Origin of the sequence: Mucilaginibacter sp. (genome assembly GCF_028288225.1) — a bacterium.
GTDB lineage: Bacteria > Bacteroidota > Bacteroidia > Sphingobacteriales > Sphingobacteriaceae > Mucilaginibacter.
The window spans coordinates 139,200-156,633 of the sequence record NZ_JAQBOC010000062.1; the positions used below are offsets into that span (position 1 = coordinate 139,200).

16 protein-coding genes are annotated in these 17,434 nt (G+C 40.6%); 6 read left to right on the plus strand and 10 right to left on the minus strand.

Translation table 11 applies throughout. The features are described from left to right. Positions 1 to 181 precede the first annotated feature (181 nt). The 4 genes from JWQ54_RS19555 to JWQ54_RS19570 all read right to left on the minus strand — a co-directional run bounded on the left by JWQ54_RS19555 (position 182) and on the right by JWQ54_RS19570 (position 6,169). On the minus strand, positions 182 to 814 hold the full coding sequence (locus JWQ54_RS19555; RefSeq protein WP_299588281.1) for a response regulator transcription factor: 633 nt from the start codon (positions 812 to 814) through the stop codon (positions 182 to 184). 59 nt (positions 815 to 873) lie between these two features. After that, positions 874 to 3,921 (minus strand): two-component regulator propeller domain-containing protein, encoded by a 3,048-nt coding sequence (locus tag JWQ54_RS19560; protein WP_299588284.1) that lies wholly within the window; start codon positions 3,919 to 3,921, stop codon positions 874 to 876. Positions 3,922 to 4,338: 417 nt separating this feature from the next. Beyond that, complete coding sequence (locus JWQ54_RS19565; protein ID WP_299588287.1) at positions 4,339 to 4,695, minus strand: transcriptional regulator; 357 nt, start codon at positions 4,693 to 4,695, stop codon at positions 4,339 to 4,341. 43 nt (positions 4,696 to 4,738) lie between these two features. Next, positions 4,739 to 6,169, minus strand: a complete 1,431-nt coding sequence (locus JWQ54_RS19570) for a glucoamylase family protein (protein WP_299588289.1) — start codon at positions 6,167 to 6,169, stop codon at positions 4,739 to 4,741. 126 nt (positions 6,170 to 6,295) lie between these two features. Between JWQ54_RS19570 and JWQ54_RS19575 the strand changes: the two genes are divergently transcribed. Continuing rightward, positions 6,296 to 7,096 carry a hypothetical protein gene (locus JWQ54_RS19575; protein ID WP_299588292.1) on the plus strand — a complete coding sequence of 267 codons (801 nt, stop codon included), beginning with the start codon at positions 6,296 to 6,298 and terminating at the stop codon, positions 7,094 to 7,096. A gap of 25 nt (positions 7,097 to 7,121) precedes the next feature. Here the strand turns inward: JWQ54_RS19575 and nudK are convergent, their stop codons facing one another. Beyond that, complete coding sequence (nudK, locus tag JWQ54_RS19580) at positions 7,122 to 7,700, minus strand: GDP-mannose pyrophosphatase NudK (RefSeq protein ID WP_367187117.1); 579 nt, start codon at positions 7,698 to 7,700, stop codon at positions 7,122 to 7,124. Between the two features lie 44 nt (positions 7,701 to 7,744). Between nudK and JWQ54_RS19585 the strand changes: the two genes are divergently transcribed. Beyond that, the gene (locus JWQ54_RS19585; protein ID WP_299588295.1) at positions 7,745 to 8,491 is read left to right on the plus strand and encodes a DeoR/GlpR family DNA-binding transcription regulator; all 747 of its coding nucleotides are present in this window, start codon (positions 7,745 to 7,747) and stop codon (positions 8,489 to 8,491) included. A 184-nt stretch (positions 8,492 to 8,675) separates the two neighbouring features. Here JWQ54_RS19585 and rlmF read toward each other — a convergent pair whose 3' ends face one another. Further along, positions 8,676 to 9,596, minus strand: a complete 921-nt coding sequence (gene rlmF, locus JWQ54_RS19590; protein WP_299588298.1) for a 23S rRNA (adenine(1618)-N(6))-methyltransferase RlmF — start codon at positions 9,594 to 9,596, stop codon at positions 8,676 to 8,678. Between the two features lie 30 nt (positions 9,597 to 9,626). Further along, a complete protein-coding gene (locus JWQ54_RS19595; RefSeq protein ID WP_299588300.1) occupies positions 9,627 to 10,895 on the minus strand; it encodes a glycosyltransferase in 1,269 nt (422 codons plus the stop codon). 221 nt (positions 10,896 to 11,116) lie between these two features. Between JWQ54_RS19595 and JWQ54_RS19600 the strand changes: the two genes are divergently transcribed. After that, positions 11,117 to 11,470: a hypothetical protein gene (locus JWQ54_RS19600; protein ID WP_299588303.1), complete on the plus strand. Its 354-nt coding sequence runs from the start codon at positions 11,117 to 11,119 to the stop codon at positions 11,468 to 11,470. Between the two features lie 55 nt (positions 11,471 to 11,525). Further along, a complete protein-coding gene (locus JWQ54_RS19605) occupies positions 11,526 to 13,712 on the plus strand; it encodes a TonB-dependent receptor (RefSeq protein WP_299588306.1) in 2,187 nt (728 codons plus the stop codon). 86 nt (positions 13,713 to 13,798) lie between these two features. On the opposite strand, the gene JWQ54_RS19610 is transcribed toward JWQ54_RS19605, so the two are convergent. After that, complete coding sequence (locus JWQ54_RS19610; RefSeq protein WP_299588309.1) at positions 13,799 to 14,155, minus strand: helix-turn-helix domain-containing protein; 357 nt, start codon at positions 14,153 to 14,155, stop codon at positions 13,799 to 13,801. A gap of 111 nt (positions 14,156 to 14,266) precedes the next feature. Between JWQ54_RS19610 and JWQ54_RS19615 the strand changes: the two genes are divergently transcribed. Then, positions 14,267 to 14,869 carry an NAD(P)H-dependent oxidoreductase gene (locus tag JWQ54_RS19615; RefSeq protein ID WP_299588311.1) on the plus strand — a complete coding sequence of 201 codons (603 nt, stop codon included), beginning with the start codon at positions 14,267 to 14,269 and terminating at the stop codon, positions 14,867 to 14,869. A gap of 7 nt (positions 14,870 to 14,876) precedes the next feature. Here the strand turns inward: JWQ54_RS19615 and JWQ54_RS19620 are convergent, their stop codons facing one another. Both JWQ54_RS19620 and JWQ54_RS19625 read right to left on the minus strand, forming a co-directional pair. After that, a complete protein-coding gene (locus JWQ54_RS19620; RefSeq protein ID WP_299588312.1) occupies positions 14,877 to 15,044 on the minus strand; it encodes a hypothetical protein in 168 nt (55 codons plus the stop codon). A gap of 133 nt (positions 15,045 to 15,177) precedes the next feature. Continuing rightward, positions 15,178 to 15,429: a hypothetical protein gene (locus JWQ54_RS19625; RefSeq protein ID WP_299588314.1), complete on the minus strand. Its 252-nt coding sequence runs from the start codon at positions 15,427 to 15,429 to the stop codon at positions 15,178 to 15,180. Between the two features lie 495 nt (positions 15,430 to 15,924). Between JWQ54_RS19625 and JWQ54_RS19630 the strand changes: the two genes are divergently transcribed. After that, a complete protein-coding gene (locus JWQ54_RS19630; protein WP_299588316.1) occupies positions 15,925 to 17,430 on the plus strand; it encodes a hypothetical protein in 1,506 nt (501 codons plus the stop codon). The last annotated feature ends 4 nt before the right edge of the window (positions 17,431 to 17,434 follow it).

Consider the following 17,434-nt stretch of genomic DNA (forward strand, 5'->3'; position numbering starts at 1 on the left):
AGATAAGTAGTAATTGAATTAAGAGCCAAGATGTCAGAAATCAAGAGTCAAGACATCAGGAATCAAGATACAAGAGAAGAACAGGGATGCAAGTGTTAGGATTAAAAAGATCGAGTGGATGGGAGCCTTCGATAAATCGCTCTTTCTTAACTCTTGCCTCATACATCCTACTCTCCTTTCCTCACCTGTAGCCTGTTTTACGCAATGCCTCTTTTTTGTTTCGTACATGCAGCTTCTCGTAAGTATTTCGGATATGGGTGCGCACGGTGTCAATAGATATAAAAAGGCGGTCGGCAATTTCCTGGTAGCTAAAGCCTTTGCTCAGCCAAAGCAGCACTTCGTTCTCGCGGTCACTAAGCATTTCTTTGGCATCAACATAGGGTGTTTGCTGCTGAAAGGCCATTACCACCTTGCGGGCTATCTGGCTGCTCATGGGGCTGCCGCCTTTGCGCAAGTCTATCAATGAATCTATAAGTTTGGTAGCAGGGGTATTTTTTAAAACATATCCTGTGGCTCCTGCTTGTAAGGCTTTAAACACACGGTCGGCATCATCATATACACTTAATACCATCAATTGGATATCAGGACGGCGAGGCTTTAGCCACGCAATAAGCTCGATACCTGATTTTGCCGGGAGTTGAATATCTGTAAGTACCAGCTCAATATCATCCCCCAGGCCGAACTCAAAATAATTCATGGCTTCCTCAGCGCTTACAAAGGATGCCCGCAAATTAAACTCGCCCGAGCCTGCCAGCAAAGCCGAAAGGTAATTGCGAATTTTTTCGTCATCCTCTATAATTACAATAGGTGTCATAAGTTGTGAAAATAACTTTTATTTATGAGTACCGGAATGTGAAAAAAGTAGTATCAGCTTTACGTTACAGTAAAGATATAACTTACCGTAAGTCCCTCATTATCATTTATAAATTTTATATCCCCGCCAATATCCTGCATTCTTTTAAGCATGTTTTTTAAGCCATTGCATGATGCCTTCACTGTTTTTTCAGGCAAGCCTGTGCCGTTGTCTTTTACTGTAAAATGGATTTGTCCGTGTCTTACATTACAGCTAAGCTCAACAAGGGTGGCATTGGCATGTTTCATTATATTGTTCAATGCCTCTTTAGTAACCAGGTAAAGGTTGCGTCGCTGCTCATTAGTAAGCTTTATCAGGGGTACAGGATCGGGGAAATCAATTTGCAGGCGAAGTTCAAACGGCTCAAAATATTGCTGCATTTGCTCGCGGGTGTAAACCAACAAGCTTTCTAAAGTATCATTCTGCGGGTTAAGCGCCCATATGATTTCATTAATACTTTCCAGCAGTCTTCTTGCAGCTGCGGAAATACTGTTTACATCCGTTTTTATTGACAATTCAGCCGCATGATGGGTTTGGATGAGATCACTTAGCAAAGCAATATGGGTAAGGCCGCTGCCAATCTCATCATGCATATCGCGGCTTATACGATTGCGCTCGGCATCTATCGCCTGTATCTTTTCCAGCTCATTTAAGCGCCGCTTTATTTTCACCTGCGACAACATGTAGGTAATATAAATAATGATACCAAGCAGCAACAGACCAGCAACTATATAAAACCATGCGCGCCGCCAGTAAGGCGCCTTTATATGAATAAAAACCCGCTCTTCGTTGCTCCAGACCCCATATGTATTTGCAACCTTTATTTTAAATGTATAACTGCCCGGCAGCAAATGCGAATAACGCACCGACCTGTTATAAGTAATTACCGGCTTATTATCCCAACCCTGTAAAATGTATTGAATTTTATTGGCCTCGGGCCGGGTATAATCCAAAGCAGCAAATTGAATATTAAAGTCGTTTTTATTGTACGGAACGGTTATTTGCTGGTTAACAAAATGGGGGATGGTTTTTTTAAATACCTCGCCATTAATTTCAATGCGTGTAATGGCTGCAGATGGCTTTAACGTTATTTGCGCCCTGCTAACGGGCTTAAACCAATTGAAGCCTTTAATCCCTCCGAAATAAAAATTACCGGTTTTACTTTTATAAAACGCTTGTGTATTAAATTCATTACTCTGCAAACCATCCAGGTAAGAGTAGCTCTCGAATGTATTAGCAGCACGGTTAAAATAACAAAGTCCTTTATTGGTGCTGATCCATAAGTTATGTTTTTCATCTTCTAATGATCCGTACACGTAAGCATTCGGCATTTTACTTTTCTCATCCCATACCCGGTATTTACCAGTAGCAGTATTAAAATGGATGAGGCCCATGCCGCTGCCTATCCAAAACCAGCCTGCATCTTTTTCATCCTTTCGGATACTGCGCAGGTCAATACCAGGTAAATAGGTTTCAAAATGCTTATACATTGTACCAACTGGTTTTGCATGATACAAACCGTTACCTGATAAAGCAGCATAAATTGACCGATCGGGCATTTCAACCACATCAACAACATTGCTTTGCATATATGGATCTGCATCCAGGTAGTGCCCGGTATAATTCCCTGCGGGGTCCTTCTTTATTTTCATCAACCCCATTAATGTGGCGGCTAAAATGTCTCCATCCTTTAATTGGATCAGCTTAAAAACAAATACATTCAGTTTAGGAAATATTTTAGGCTGATTTTGTATAGGAATGGTTTTAAAAGTTTGTTTTTTTACATCAAACAGGCTGATACCTCCGCTATTACCCACCCACATATTACCGTCCCTGTCTTTTAAAAAAGCGCTTACGATATTACCCGGCAGGGTGGTATTGTCTCCTTCTTTATGCTGAAAGTTTTGCAGTGCTCCGGTAACCGGGTTGTAAATATTTAAACCGCTGTTATGGGTGCCAAACCATATATTGCCGGCATCATCTTCAAAAAAACATTTGGTAAAATAATCCTTTAAAACAGGGTAGTCTCCTTCCGACAAAGGGAACAAGTTAAATTTTGGCTCTTTCAGATCAAGCCGGGCCACGCCACCGCCATCAATACCTATCCATAAATTATTACCCCTGTCAATATATAAACAGGTTGAAATATCAAACGGAAGTGATTTTAACTTTGAATTATCATGGTGATAATTTTCAAAAAGACGGGTTTTTTCATTATAATTAAACAAGCCATTTCCACGGGATGTAAACCACTCCCTGCCATAGCCGTCCTTCATATTTTGAACGGAATAAAACCTTACCGGCTTCCCGTTAATAGTTTTCTTAATGATGGTATCGCGTTTTGTTTTTAGATTACGGAATACGAGCCTTTCATCGTAAGACAGTATATGGCGGTCTTTTTCAAAAAAGATGCTTTGCGGCGGATCTTTTATAAACTGGTAAGAGTAAAGGTGGGTTTTGCGGTTAAAAAATATATACGGGTCATCTTTGCTCAGCAATCTTAGCCACACGTTACCCTCTTTGTCGGCGTTGATTTGAGTAAACATTATACGCGCGTAATCTATTTTGAAAGGTACAGGATAGAGCGTTAATTTATAAGTAAGTGTATTAAATTCAAAAACACCCTTTATTACATTCAGCAATATCAGGGTATCGTTTTCGTCCATAAAAAGACATTGAAAACCGCTATTCCCAAATTCTGCCTTTCCAAATACTTTTATCCTTTCAACCCCTTCAGTAAGTACGTTCCATTTATAAATACCGCTTTCATTGCTGTACCAGATATTGCCTTTTTTATCTTCAAAAAAACTGAAACGGATAAAGTTATTCACATTATCTGTATCGTTTTTTGCCTGGTACCTGAAGGTTTGCAGTGTGCTGCCGTCATAACGGCATAAACCATCTGGCGTTCCAAACCACATGAAGCCTTTTTTATCCTGGTAAACGCCATAAACTGAACTATGCGGCAGGCCGTCATTTATGCCAAGTGTTTCAAACCGGGGAATAATACGCTGCGACCATCCTGTAAGGCCGATCAACATAAAAAGTAGTACAAGGTTTAAACGCATTACATTATCAGGGTTAGCAAGCGCTATAATTTAGTTTAAATTAAAAGCCTGATGCAGCGTGAGTTATCTGCATTAGCAGGCTTATCCACTAAAGATAACGGAAAAGATACAATTTGCAAAAGAGATTATAGATTTGGCTTAAATGATACCAGGCTTAAAAGTCTCTTACCATTGTTTTATACCAGATGGGCTCAGAAGTGCTATTAAGCAAACAATTATTGATTTTTAGAAATTCGCCATAGATGCAAAATATCTATAGAAAATATAATTGTTTAATCATTTTTGCCTGATCTTAGATATGCAAAGCAGTAAATTTGCACCTGGCGCCCACAAACTTCCTTCTTGTTTTTCTTCTGCCAACTTTGAATCGCGCCGGTTCTTTCTTAACTTATAGTATTTTGGTCCTTTGCAAGGTCTTTAAGTTAACAATACCGCAGCCGGGATACCTAATTTGTGATGGAGCACTTTAGCGATTTTTAACGTAAGCGGCTTTTTTCCGCTAAGAAGTGCAGATACATATCCTTTACTTCCTATCCAATTAACTAAGTCTTTATTCATAAGCCCTTTTTCATCCATTTTCAGTTTTACAACTGCAATAGGATCGGGAGAAGGGATAGGGTAATGCAGATCTTCATATTGTTTGATAAGTAATAAGGCAATTTGCAAACGCTGGCCCGCTTTACTTTCGGGAGCTATATCCAAATCAAATTGGTTATCAATCCATTCCAATAAATTTTGATACTCTTTGTCGGTTTTAATAATTTGCAAATCCATATCGTAAATTTCGGAATAATTATAATAGCTTAAATCTCCAATTTTATTCCTTTATCCACTTACTTTTAAACCCTAATTTTTTTAATCCTTTTTGAATATCGGGATTATTCATAAACAGCTTCCATATCAGCCCGCTTCTGTAATTTTCAATCATCACTACAATTGGACCCTGGTCAATAGCAAGGTGTGTTTTGGCGTACCAGTTATGCGTTTCGCTAAAGCCATCGGCAAATCCATACGGCCCCCAAATTTTATCGCCCAGGTCATAATAAAAATGCTTGAGCGCCTGCATGGAGTAATGCGGTGTATATGGGAATGACGATAACGCAGCCGTAGGCTGGATCACGCCGCGATCATCCTGCGGGCAATGTGCTACGTAGCCCTTAAAGCTATCGCCGGCTGTAAGTCCCCAGCATTTTTCGCTATAGCCTTTGTAATGTTTTGGGTTTTCAATGCAATAAGCGCGGTTAATGAGCGTATGATTTTTTGTTTGTTCGGCATAATCAATGCCATTATCATCTGTCAGCCCAGCCGGGTCAATCCCCATATAGGTATACTGCTCAAAAAACAGCGGACCGCCCATATCAAAATTACCCAGCGGAAGTACATGCCCGAAATACGATTTACCATTTTTCCAGCTTGTGCTTTTTACCCAGCTATTTTCGTATAATTCCTTTGAGATAGAATGCGTTGGCGATGAGGCAGCAACAATATAAGTGATCAGCGCTTCGTCATAGCCAAAGACAGGAAAATTCATGTCAAAATCATTATTGGGGCTCCAGTGCCAGTATAAGGTTTTATTGCCATTATTGCTGTGCCAGTTCCAGTCGGCGGCGTCCCACATTTGTTGTACCCGTTTCTGAAAATATCTTTCATGCAGGCTATTTCCTTTAAAATATGCTTTTGCAGTAAGCAGGCCCATCATCAGGTATGAGGTTTCAACAATATCAGCACCATCATCAATCCTTCCAAATGGGATTGTTTTACCTGTTACGCCATTCATAAAGTGCGGATAAATACCGTGATAACAATCAGCTTTAATTAAAAAATCAACAATTTTTATCAGTCGGTTTAAAGCAGTATCCTTACCTATCCATCCACGGTTAACTGCAACAACGGTTGATAAGACCCCCATGCCGGTACCGCCAATAGCGCAGGCTTCAGGGCCAAAGGTTGACTTGCTTAAGTTTGGCTCATCATCGGCCTCGTTAATATAGTCCCAGTAATATTGAGCCTTTACCGTGTTGTCACGTTCCCTTGCAAGCCCGCTAACCGGGTGTGCAAAGTGCCAGAAATACCTGAAGGTTTGGCGCTGAACAATATCGAGCAAAGCCGAATCGGTAATGTTTTTAACAATACCAACCGGTGCTATTGAATTTCCGGGTAATGATTTGTGGATTACAGCTTTTTTTTGAGAGAACGCTGTTAAGGTAAATAATACGCCTATTATGGTGTATATCAATACTGTTTTCATGAATATATTATTAGGTTTGATTTTGGCAGATGTTGGTTTGTAACTGCTGGTTAAGTTAGCGTTTTCTTTTATCTAAGTAAAATAATAGCTTTGAAAAATCAGCCAGGGTAATAATCGTAAGTCAGTATGGCATTAATTCCTTATATCTGCACTACATGCGGCGTTCAGTACCAACCTTCTGAAACACCGCCGGCTCATTGTATTATTTGTGAGGATGACCGGCAATATGTTAACCCCGCCGGTCAAAGCTGGACAACAGCTGATGAATTAGCCCATCGGCATAAAAATATAATTGAGCAGGTTGCTCCCTGTTTGTATACTATATATACGCAACCTGTTTTTGCTATAGGACAAAGGGCCCATTTATTGATAACGCCAAACGGCAATATTTTATGGGATTGCATTACTGCCATTGATGCGGAAACTATTGAAGCTATCAATAACCTGGGCGGCATAAAGGCAATAGCCATTTCGCACCCGCATTTTTTTTCTGCCATTACCGACTGGAGCAATGCCTTTGGCGGCGTACCCATATATGTAAATGCATTGAACGAAAAATGGCTGACGCGAAAGGATGCCAACATACAACTATGGGATGGCAGGGAGTTTGATTTATGGGATGGTATTCAACTGATCTGCTGCGGTGGGCACTTTCCCGGTGCATGCGTTTTGTATAGTCCGCAAAATAATGGGGTATTACTGGTTGGCGATACCATCCAGGTAAGTGCCGGTCAAAAAACGGTTTCATTTATGTACAGCTACCCAAATTTGATCCCGCTGCCTAAAAAGGAGATTTTGCAGATCCGTGCAGCTGTAAGCGGCAAGCAATATGATGCTATGTATGGCGCTTTTGGCCATTATATTTTAAAGGGAGCCAAAATTGCCATGGAATTTTCTGTGGAGCGGTATTTGAAGATTTTTGAATAGGGCGGTACCTTTGTAAGCTGAAAGCTTATACATCAATTAATTTATTTAATGCCGCATATTGCAGCAGCATAATGGTTTTGGCGTCCTTAATTTTGCCGTTTTTTATCATTGCTAAAGCAACGCTAAAAGGCAATTCCAGTACTTCAATATTTTCTTCTTCCTCGCTAAGTCCTCCGCCTTCCGTTACCTTCATCTCCCTGGTGTATCCGGCGATAAAAAAATATAAGATCTCCGTTACCGAGCCGGGCGACATATAGGCTTCAAAGATCTTCTCAACGTGAGTTACCTTAAAACCTGTTTCCTCTTCGGTTTCGCGCCTGATACAATCTTCAGCATTATCTGCATCAAGCAAACCGGCACATGCTTCAATAAGGTATCCGCTGGCGTTACCATTTATATAGGTTGGCATGCGAAACTGGCGGGTTAAAACAACAGATTTGGTATCCCTATTGTATAACAGAATAGTTGCGCCGTTACCCCTGTCATAAGCCTCCCGATTATGCTTAACAGTGGTACCGTTGTGATCTATTTCAAACGTTATTTTTTTTAAAGTGTACCAGTTATCTGAAAGAATTTCGGTATCCAGTATTTTAACGTTGCTCATAATTGATAACTTTTGATTATTTTTGATCAAATAACGGAATTTTAATGGTATTTCAAAAGAGAAAACAAAAAATCCTTCAAATACTTGAGCAAACAGGCGAAGCCGACATCCACCAGCTTGCTGTTGAGTTAGGCACTTCGGAGATAACCGTTAGGCGCGACCTTAACCGCATGGCCGCCGATGGTATGCTTTATCGTACCCATGGCGGCGCTACCATAATAGACCCTTTAATGGGCGCAAAGGCATTTGAAAATAAAGCGGCAGTAAATGTAAAAGCCAAAGATGCTATCTGTCGCCGGGCAGCGGATGAAATACACGATGGCAATATAATTTTTATGGATTGCGGCAGCACCGTTTACAGGTTATGCCAGTTCATCCGGAATAAAAAGATCAAAGTAATTACCAATTCCTTACCGGTGGTTTATGAATTACAAAACAGCCAGGTCTCCATAAATTTAATCGGCGGAGAAGTAGACCGCGACCGGCAAGCTATTCACGGCAAAATGGCAGAAGGACATATCAGCAAGTACCGGGCAACAAAAGCATTTTTGGGAGTTGACGGAATCTCTATAAACGGCCTGTTTGCCCAAAGTGAAAATGAAGCATCCATTACATTAGCACTGGCCAATAACAGCAAGCAAACTTATATCCTGTGCGATGCTGGTAAAATAGGAAAGGAATCCTATCTGAAATTTGCGGAATTAAATTTGATAAACACGATAATTACTGATTATGATGGGGCTGATATTGCGCTTTTTAAAGAAAAAGGGATAGAGGTGTTGAAGGCTTGATAAATAGAACTAAAGTTGTATTTTACTTTGCTGATTGTATAACAGCTAAAGCTTACCGCTTTTAATCAAATATTTTTTAAGGACGCATCCGGCTACTGCTAATCAGTTTTTATCTATACTATATAGGCAATATCATTTATCCATTTTTAACTACCATCCCAGCGCTTATCTTCCCTTTCTCTCATCACCCCAAAAACGTCCAGCATACAACGCGGCTGATCTTTTGCCCCTGCGACATATTAATGGTTTTAACTTCAAGCGCTTTAACCTTGGTTAAAGCTTTATAAACTACCGGCAGTGTCTCCTTTTTTGAAACCAGCGTTGTAAACCATTTGCAGCTATCCGGTATCAGCGCACTTTCCTCAATCATCCGGGTAATAAACGCAGCTTCGCCGCCGGGGTACCACAGCTCGGTTTTTTGTCCGCCAAAATTGAGGGCATTATTTTGTTTGGGGTTGATCCCGAGCTTTTTCCACTTTGTGTCGGTTGCCGACTTTGCTTCCAGTGCGGATGAGTGGAAAGGCGGGTTGCAGATGCTTACATCAAACAGCTCGCCGGGCTTAATTATCCCATCAAAGATATTCGTCTTACTTGTTTGACGGCGAATCTCTATTTTATCCTTAAGCTGCTTATTTAACGCGACGATATTTTTTGCGGATGCAAGCGCGATCAGGTCGACTTCGGAGCCGACAAATTGCCAGCCATATATGCTGCTGCCAATTAACGGGTAAACGCAATTAGCGCCCGTCCCAATATCCAGGATTTTTACCCGGCTGCCTGTGGGAACAACGCCATTATTATTTTCGGCCAGCAGATCAGCAATGTAATGGATATAGTCCGCCCGTCCGGGTATTGGCGGACAAAGATACCCTGCCGGGATATTCCATCCCTCCACCCCATAAAAGTGTTTTAGCAAAGCACTATTTAAAGCCTTAACAGCTTCGGGATTAGTAAAATCTATCGACTCATCATCGTATTGATTCCGTGATACAAATGCCCTCAACGCCGGGCTGCTTTTGCAAAGCTGTTTAAAGTTATATCGCTCCCGGTGCGGGTTGCGCGGGTGCAGGTTTTCTTTTTCTACAGGTTGTGCGTTTGTGGGCATGTAATTGAGGATTGAACTTGCAAAGATAAGCTAGCTAAGCGTATTAAAGTACTTTTCAATTTCATTTACCGCGTTTTCAAGGCCGTTCTCATTCCTGATCTGCCGCCCGATTGCAGCAACATTGTTCCTCACTTCTTCTGTTTGAACTTTTTCTAAAGCCGTGATCAGCTTATCTGCATTGAGCTTTTTGACTGGAATGTGAACACCCAGTTTCATCCGCTCCACTATTTTACCCCATGTTGGCTGATCGGTATAAAATGAAATGATAATTACCGGCAGATTGTTTCGAAGCATAGTTGCCAGTGTACCGGCTCCGCCATGGAAGATCCCTGCTTTACATTTAGGTAAAACCGATTCGTGGTTTACATATTTGGTAATGAATAAATTTTTGTGAACAGGCAGGTTCTCAAACAAGGACCAACCTGTACAAAACAGGATCCGTTCATTAGTTTTTGTTAACACGTCGTTTAATATGCTGATAAATTTTGCTGTGTTACCAACGCCATTACTGCCAAAACCCATATATATTGGCTTGTCGCCCTGCGCTAACCAGTCATTTAATTCAGCGGGGACTTTATCAAGCGTGTTGCCTTCTCTATTTTTATTAGGGACAGTTAAAAAGCCTGTTATTTTACTGTTTTCTTCCCAATCTTTTGGTTGGGGGACCAGGCTTGGGCTGATGCAATACAAGTCAAGCGGTTTCTGTTTGCCTATGTGAGCTATTAGGTTTTCCTTTAATACAGGCAGCCCCAATTCCTGCCTGAACTCATTGGTTTCTTCCTTCACGAATTTCCAGTAAAAGGCGTGTGCCAATTTATAGGTGAGCTTATTGTACCATGGAAAATTTAAGAAGTCAAAGTCGCCCAGTGGGAATTCAGCAGTAGGAACAACCGGCGGCATAAAATAAGTAAGCGCAACTTTTTTGTTTTGCTTTTCGGCAATTGCATTTGTAATGGGCAGCGTTGCTAAGTTGGCTATAATAAAATCCACCTTACTAATTCCGTCTATATAACTTTTTCGTAGCGGAACTTTTATATCGTGAAGCACCTTAAAAAAATACTTCATCAGCTTAATGGTATTCTCTGTTTGCAATACGCTTTGTCCTTCGGGCGAATTCATTCCTTCTTCTGCATTGCCATAAAGCGGATGAAAAGCAATGTCAAAATCTTCAACAAATTCTTTAAAATTTTCGGGAGCGGCTATGGTTACCTGGTGCCCGTGATCCATAAGGCCTAATGCCAGGGCAATGTATGGCTGTACATCGCCACGGGTTCCGTATGTGAAGATTCCGATGTTCAAGGTTGGGTTAATTTTTAAATACGAGGCAGCAGGCCAGGCGTTGTTGTCTCGAAAACTTCGATAAAGGTATGGATTAAAAACAGCCTTAAAGTTGAAAAAACTTTATCAAAAAAACCAACATCCTGCCACAGATATTTGCAAGTTCACATAACCACAAAGCGCAACAAAGTGAGTAATGTTATTTGTTACTATATTGATAAAATTGTTGATGCCCGGAACCAATGCGTTTATTAAATGAATCCTATTATCTTTGCCAGGTGAAACTATTCTGCTTTATACTATCTGTTTATGTCATCATGCTTTCTGCAATGCCGTGTTGTACAGATACTGACTGCCAGATTAAGGCTACAGCTAAAAAAGAATTAGCTGGCAAATCTTCCCAAAAAGAAAAGGCGTGCCAGGGCTGCTCCCCGTTTTTTACATGCGGCACCTGCGTGGGTTTTATACTCTCGAAGCCCTTTACTCCTAATCTTAAGCCAATTGCTGAAACTCCGGAAAAAATGTTTGTTGTTTATCAGCAACCATATGTTCAGCAAGTATCCCTTTCCATCTGGCAGCCACCCCAAATAGGTTAATACGCTTTAGGCCATAATGGCTGATGTTCCTGTATTAACTTAAATCATTTATGTAATGAAAAAATTTACTGTGCTTTTGACAGCACTTTTATATACTACTTTAGTTTATTCTCAAAATACATTTAGAGCAATTATTAAGGATGGCAAAACCAATGAAGCATTAGTTGGTGCTACCGCTTTTATACAAGGTACGACTATTAGTGCATCGTCCGATACGATGGGATTGGTAATACTATCCAAAATACCTAATGGTAATCAGGTTGTTAAATTCAGCTATATAGGGTATGAAACGCGACTGGACACGCTAACCTTTCCTTTGCCGCAAATAAGCCCTATGCTTATCCTGTTACAACCATCCGGTAAAGGCGGGGGCGAAGAATTGGAGAATGTAGTTATCAGCGCTACCCGGGGCAGCCGCACCATTGCCAATGTCCCTACCCGAGTAGAAGTGATTACCGGTGATGAACTGGACGAAAAAGGAAATATGAAACCCGGTGATATCCGCATGATGCTGGCGGAAAGTACCGGCATTCAAACGCAGCAAACTTCGGCTACCAGTGGTAATTCCAGCATCCGCATACAGGGACTGGATGGTAAATACACGCAGATCATTCGCGATGGTTTTCCGTTATACTCCGGCTTTTCGGGCGGATTAGGATTATTACAAATAGCACCACTTGACCTGAAACAGGTGGAAGTGATCAAAGGGTCATCTTCTACCCTGTACGGGGGCGGCGCCATTGCAGGGCTTGTAAACCTGGTGTCCAAAACACCAACCGATGAACAGCATCTTGATTTTATTTTAAATGGCACTTCAGCGTTAGGTGTGGATGCCAGTGGCTTTTATTCACAGAAATTTAAAAAGACAGGCGCCACTATTTATGCGGCTTATAACCACGGTACTCCTTATGATCCGGCAGGTATTGGCCTTTCTGCCATTCCCGGATTTAACCGTTATACTTTAAATCCCAAACTATTTTTTTATCCGGATGACCGCACAACCTTAATTGCCGGTATCAATTTGACCGCAGAGGAAAGGATTGGCGGTGATATGCAATACCTTGAAGGTAATGGCAATGCGCAACATTCTTATTTTGAGCGAAATAAAACAAGCCGTTATAGCACACAAGTTGAACTGGACCACAAATTAAATGATAAGGAAAAATTAACTTTTAAAAACAGTCTCAACTATTTTAACCGCAGCATTAACCTGCCTGCTTACCGGTTTTCAGGTGTACAAATCTCTACCTACGGCGAAGCTAACTACGCCCGTAACAGCGAAAAGACAGATTGGGTGGCCGGCATAAATTATCTTACAGATAATTTTAATGAAGATAAAAATAGCAGTTTTCCCTTGCGCAGTTATAACTATAATACCATTGGGGCCTTTGTACAAAATACCTGGAATGCCACGGATAAATTTATTTTAGAATCAGGATTAAGGGGCGATTATCATAACGAGTACGGCTTTTTTGTGCTGCCACGTATTTCCGGCCTTTACAAAGCCAACTCTCATTTCTCTATGCGCTTAGGTGGTGGCCTGGGATATAAAGCTCCTAATGTATTTACAGAAGATGCCGAACGCATTGAATTCAGAAATGTATTGCCCATAGATGTGGCGAATACCCAGGCGGAACGTTCCTATGGCACCAGTTATGATATCAACTACCGGACCGGCCTGTTTAATGATCAGGTAATCTTCAGCATTAACCAGCTATTTTTTTATACGAGGATAAATAACCCAATTATTCTTACCTCATTAGCCAGCGGCGACCTGCAATACCTGCAGCCACAGGGCGACCTGAATACCAAGGGCATAGAAACGAATGTGAAGTTAACTTATGGCAATTTTAAACTGTTTATAGGTTATACTTTAGCTGATGTTACGCAACACATTAACACTACTATTAGCACATATCCTTTGGTATCAAAAAACAGGGTTAATAATGTGCTGGTTTATGAGGTTGAAGGTAAATTTAAAATTGGTGCCGAGGCTTATTATTTTAGTCCGCAGACTTTAAATAACGGCACTACCGGCCGTGGTTATTGGACCGCAGGTTTAATGGCTGAAAAAATATGGGAGCGATTTTCGCTGTTTATCAACTTTGAGAATTTAACGGATACCCGGCAAACCAGGTTTGGCTCCATTTATACCGGTAATATCACCGACCCGGTATTTAAAGATATTTATGCACCGCTGGATGGCTTTGTAGCTAATGGCGGTATAAAGTTTAAATTATAACAATAAAGACAACAGGTCGTTGTAGTTCGGCCTGTTTTTTTTGTTTAATTACTGAAAGTAATAATTATCAGCACCAGGAAACGGGCCTACCTTTCTTTTCTGAGTTTTTCCCGGTGCATAGTTCCCCAATCGGCTAAAGATGATAACACATTACCCAGGGTAGCTGCATAATCAGTAATTTGATATTCTACCACAACAGGAGTTTGGGTATGCACAACCCTTGTTACAAAACCATTCAACTCAAGCTCTTTTAACTCGCTGGATAATACACGGGCAGAAACACCATCCACCGCCCGCTGGATCTCATTAAAACGTTTATTGCCGTGCCCTAATGCTACAATTACCCGCAACTTCCATTTACCGCCAATAACATAAAGGGCATCACCAATGGATGTTAGCATACCAGTGCATTCCTGTGCAGAAACCGGGGTTTCAATATTCATAACTTGTTGATTTATAGAAAACTAATAAAAATATTAGTACTATCCTTTTGTATAGTACTAATATTTTATAACCAAATATAAATAAATTTGTCCAAATAAAATAGTAAAACCATGAAAAAGATACTTCATATTATTTCAAGCCCAAGAGGCGACGCCTCTTTAAGCATTAAATTAGGGAATGCCGTTATTGAAAAGATCCGGTCAGTTTATCCTGGCAGTACCGTAAAAGAAAGCAACCTTGTACAAAAACAATTTCCACATCTTGAAGAGGCTCATCTCACCTCCTTTTTCACACCCGGCGAAAATAGAACACCTGAAAATATTGCAGCCATTAAACATTCAGAAGAAGCGATAAAAGAAATAGTGGACGCCGATATTATTGTGATTGGAGCACCCATTTATAATTTTAGCATTCATTCCACATTAAAAGCATGGATCGATCACATTGTTAGAGCAGGCATTACTTTTAAGTATGATGAAAATGGTCCTGAGGGTTTGATCAGGGACAAAAAGGTATATATAGCGGTATCATCGGGGGGAATTTATTCAGATGGCCCCATGAAGTCATTAGACTTTGTTGAGCCTTATTTAAAAACCATACTGAACTTTATTGGACTGACCGATATCACTGTATTTAGGGTAGAGGGATCAGCATTGCCGGTGATACAGGATACCGCGTTAGAGAAAGGGATCAGCAGCATCCACTTAAATTAAAACACAATTAAATATAAACGGGAAGATGTGAAGCTATTACATCTTCCCGCTTGCGCTCATCCGTTTGTCCTGATTTTTTTGTAAACATGCTATAAATAGGCCAGCCACCATTGCTGATGTGATCTTTTATAATTAGCGTACCATTTACATGGGAAATAGAGGGCTGCCACCACAAAAAACCAAATCAAATAAACCGGGAGGGGTTAAAGAAAGTTGCTTTCAACATTAATCTTACCGGTATGGTTGCAAGGGGGAAAAATGGCTTACGAAATCCCTAAGATTTCATAAGCCATTTTTTTAAACGCTGATCATTGCAGGCCGAAAGAGTTTTCGTCATTAATAGGCATGTAGCTGTTGCTGCAGAGGCCACTAAGCATTCCGTCAACGTGCGTTTTTAGTGCATCAGCGTTGGGTGCACTCCAAATACAGGCAGCCATTGACGGATCGGCACCTGCCATTAAACTTTCAACTTTAAAACCTTCGGGCATGTCCGGGTTGGTTTTAACTAAACTCCAAAACCCCTCGGGATTGGAGATTGCATGGTTTACTAAAATATGCATTTTTTTGTTTGTTAAGTTCAAATCGGAGACTAAAATTTGCTATTTTAAAGTTATTTACTGTGAAAAAATAAGCATTTTCGTCACTATATTTTTTCAAAAAAGCTCCTTGCAAACCCCGGACTATTGCCTGCCTTTTTGACTTTACTCATATCATTTCAAGCCCAGGAGGCGATGCCTCCTTAAGCATTAAATTAGGAAATGCCGTTATTGAAAAGATCCGGTCAGTTTATCCTGGCAGTCAATGAAAAAAATCACGACAATGGTCAAGCGCCATTACCAGCATAATAATTCCGCGTAAAATATCGATAGATTGGATCCCGGTGTCTTAAGGGTTTAGAAAGGTTCATATAAGGAAATTGGCTTGTCTAAAATAATAAAAAACCGAAAAAACATCATATTGATTAGCAGGTATTCTTAAACAACCGGAATGGGGTAAACACTCGTCAATAATTATTTACATTTGGATTAACTATCAAAACCTATGGATCATACAGCATGATAAAATTACAGGCTACACCGTTTAAGCATATTTTATCTATAATGCTTTTATACTGTATTATTTCGCTTGTTGGGATGTTTCATCACGAAATATTTTTGGAAGAGGCCCAGCAATTAACCATTGGCCGCGATAGCAATTCCATTATTGATGTTTTTAACAACATGCTGTACGAGGGTCACGTTACCCTATGGAATACGTTCCTTTTTTTTATTACGCACTATATTTCTGCCCGGCCCGTATATATGCAGCTGTTTCATTTGCTGGTTATTAACAGCGCTGTATTTATCTTTTTAAGGTACGCGCCTTTTAATCTTCCTGTTAAAACACTGATAATTTTTGGCTGCTATTTTCTGTTTGTGTACAGCCTTATCAGCCGCAATTATGCATTGGGCATCCTCCTGCTTTTTATCTGCTGCATCTTAATGGCCAATCCTGCAAAAAGGATGATAAGCATCAGCTTCGTTGTTGTTTTAATGTGCTTCACACACCTGTTTTATGTGTTTGCGGCGGTGGGCATTTTTGTTTACCTGCTGTATTACACCATCGGTAAAAAAGCGCTGTATTGGCGGTTCGCGGTTTTTACCTGTTTTTTTCTTTTTGGGTCGATCTGTGCTTTTTTTCAATCACGGCGAATTCCTGCTGATAGCATTGTTAATGTAAAGCCGGGCTTATCGTGGTTTAATCTTCATGATCTATCTTTCGGGATCATGAATTTCGCCAGGGGATACATCACTATTCCGCCGCTTCGCCAGCAATACTTTTGGGATAAACAATACATACAACATCTGTCCAATGCGGTTACTGTAATTTTAGCTTTGTTATTGTTTACAGCCACCTTATTATTCCTTTATAAAAGCAGGAAGGCGCTGTTATTTTATATCCCGCCGGTAGTGCTATTAACTGTTTTCTTTGCCATGTCGGGCCTGGCGGGCAGCAGGTACTTTGGGCTGTTTTTTATTTTTTTTATAGCAGCCCTTTGGCTGGCTTACTATGACGGTGTTACCATTTTCCCAAAACGCAATGTGAGCTTTATAAAAAAATGGGGTCCGCAGGTATTTATCTATCTTATTCTTATTAATCAGCTTTTTACCGGAGTATATATGTACGCTGCGGATTATAAGCAGCCCTTTTCGCAGGCTAAAAACACCATCGGTTATTTAAAGGAAAATCATTTAGATACACAGCCGCTGGCGTTTGACGGGTACAATGCGGGGCCGCCGCTCAGTGCCTATTTAGGCAGAAAGATCTTATACCTGGATTTTGATCAGTACGGCAGCTTTTGTATTTGGAAACGCGCATATCTTCCTTATCCGCGCAGATCTTTAATGGACGAAATTTCTTCATCCCGGTATATCAATAGCTTTAAAGAATTTATTCTTGTCACCAACCGTAATAATGAGGTAAACAACAACGCAGCCTACCATTTCAATAAATTAGCAAGCTTTGAAGGGGCTGTGATACAAGGTGAAGATTATTATGTATACCGGGTGACAAAAAAATAATGGC

Excerpts from the sequence above, each read along its gene's own strand:
- JWQ54_RS19615 (WP_299588311.1), top strand. The coding sequence starts at position 14,267 with ATGAAAAAGATACTTCATATTATTTCAAGCCCAAGAGGCGACGCCTCT.
- JWQ54_RS19555 (WP_299588281.1), bottom strand. The coding sequence starts at position 814 with ATGACACCTATTGTAATTATAGAGGATGACGAAAAAATTCGCAATTAC.
- JWQ54_RS19610 (WP_299588309.1), bottom strand. The coding sequence starts at position 14,155 with ATGAATATTGAAACCCCGGTTTCTGCACAGGAATGCACTGGTATGCTA.
- JWQ54_RS19585 (WP_299588295.1), top strand. The coding sequence starts at position 7,745 with ATGGTATTTCAAAAGAGAAAACAAAAAATCCTTCAAATACTTGAGCAA.
- JWQ54_RS19565 (WP_299588287.1), bottom strand. The coding sequence starts at position 4,695 with ATGGATTTGCAAATTATTAAAACCGACAAAGAGTATCAAAATTTATTG.
- rlmF (WP_299588298.1), bottom strand. The coding sequence starts at position 9,596 with ATGCCCACAAACGCACAACCTGTAGAAAAAGAAAACCTGCACCCGCGC.
- JWQ54_RS19560 (WP_299588284.1), bottom strand. The coding sequence starts at position 3,921 with ATGCGTTTAAACCTTGTACTACTTTTTATGTTGATCGGCCTTACAGGA.
- nudK (WP_367187117.1), bottom strand. The coding sequence starts at position 7,700 with ATGAGCAACGTTAAAATACTGGATACCGAAATTCTTTCAGATAACTGG.
- JWQ54_RS19625 (WP_299588314.1), bottom strand. The coding sequence starts at position 15,429 with ATGCATATTTTAGTAAACCATGCAATCTCCAATCCCGAGGGGTTTTGG.
- JWQ54_RS19600 (WP_299588303.1), top strand. The coding sequence starts at position 11,117 with ATGCGTTTATTAAATGAATCCTATTATCTTTGCCAGGTGAAACTATTC.
- JWQ54_RS19575 (WP_299588292.1), top strand. The coding sequence starts at position 6,296 with ATGGCATTAATTCCTTATATCTGCACTACATGCGGCGTTCAGTACCAA.
- JWQ54_RS19570 (WP_299588289.1), bottom strand. The coding sequence starts at position 6,169 with ATGAAAACAGTATTGATATACACCATAATAGGCGTATTATTTACCTTA.
- JWQ54_RS19605 (WP_299588306.1), top strand. The coding sequence starts at position 11,526 with ATGAAAAAATTTACTGTGCTTTTGACAGCACTTTTATATACTACTTTA.
- JWQ54_RS19630 (WP_299588316.1), top strand. The coding sequence starts at position 15,925 with ATGATAAAATTACAGGCTACACCGTTTAAGCATATTTTATCTATAATG.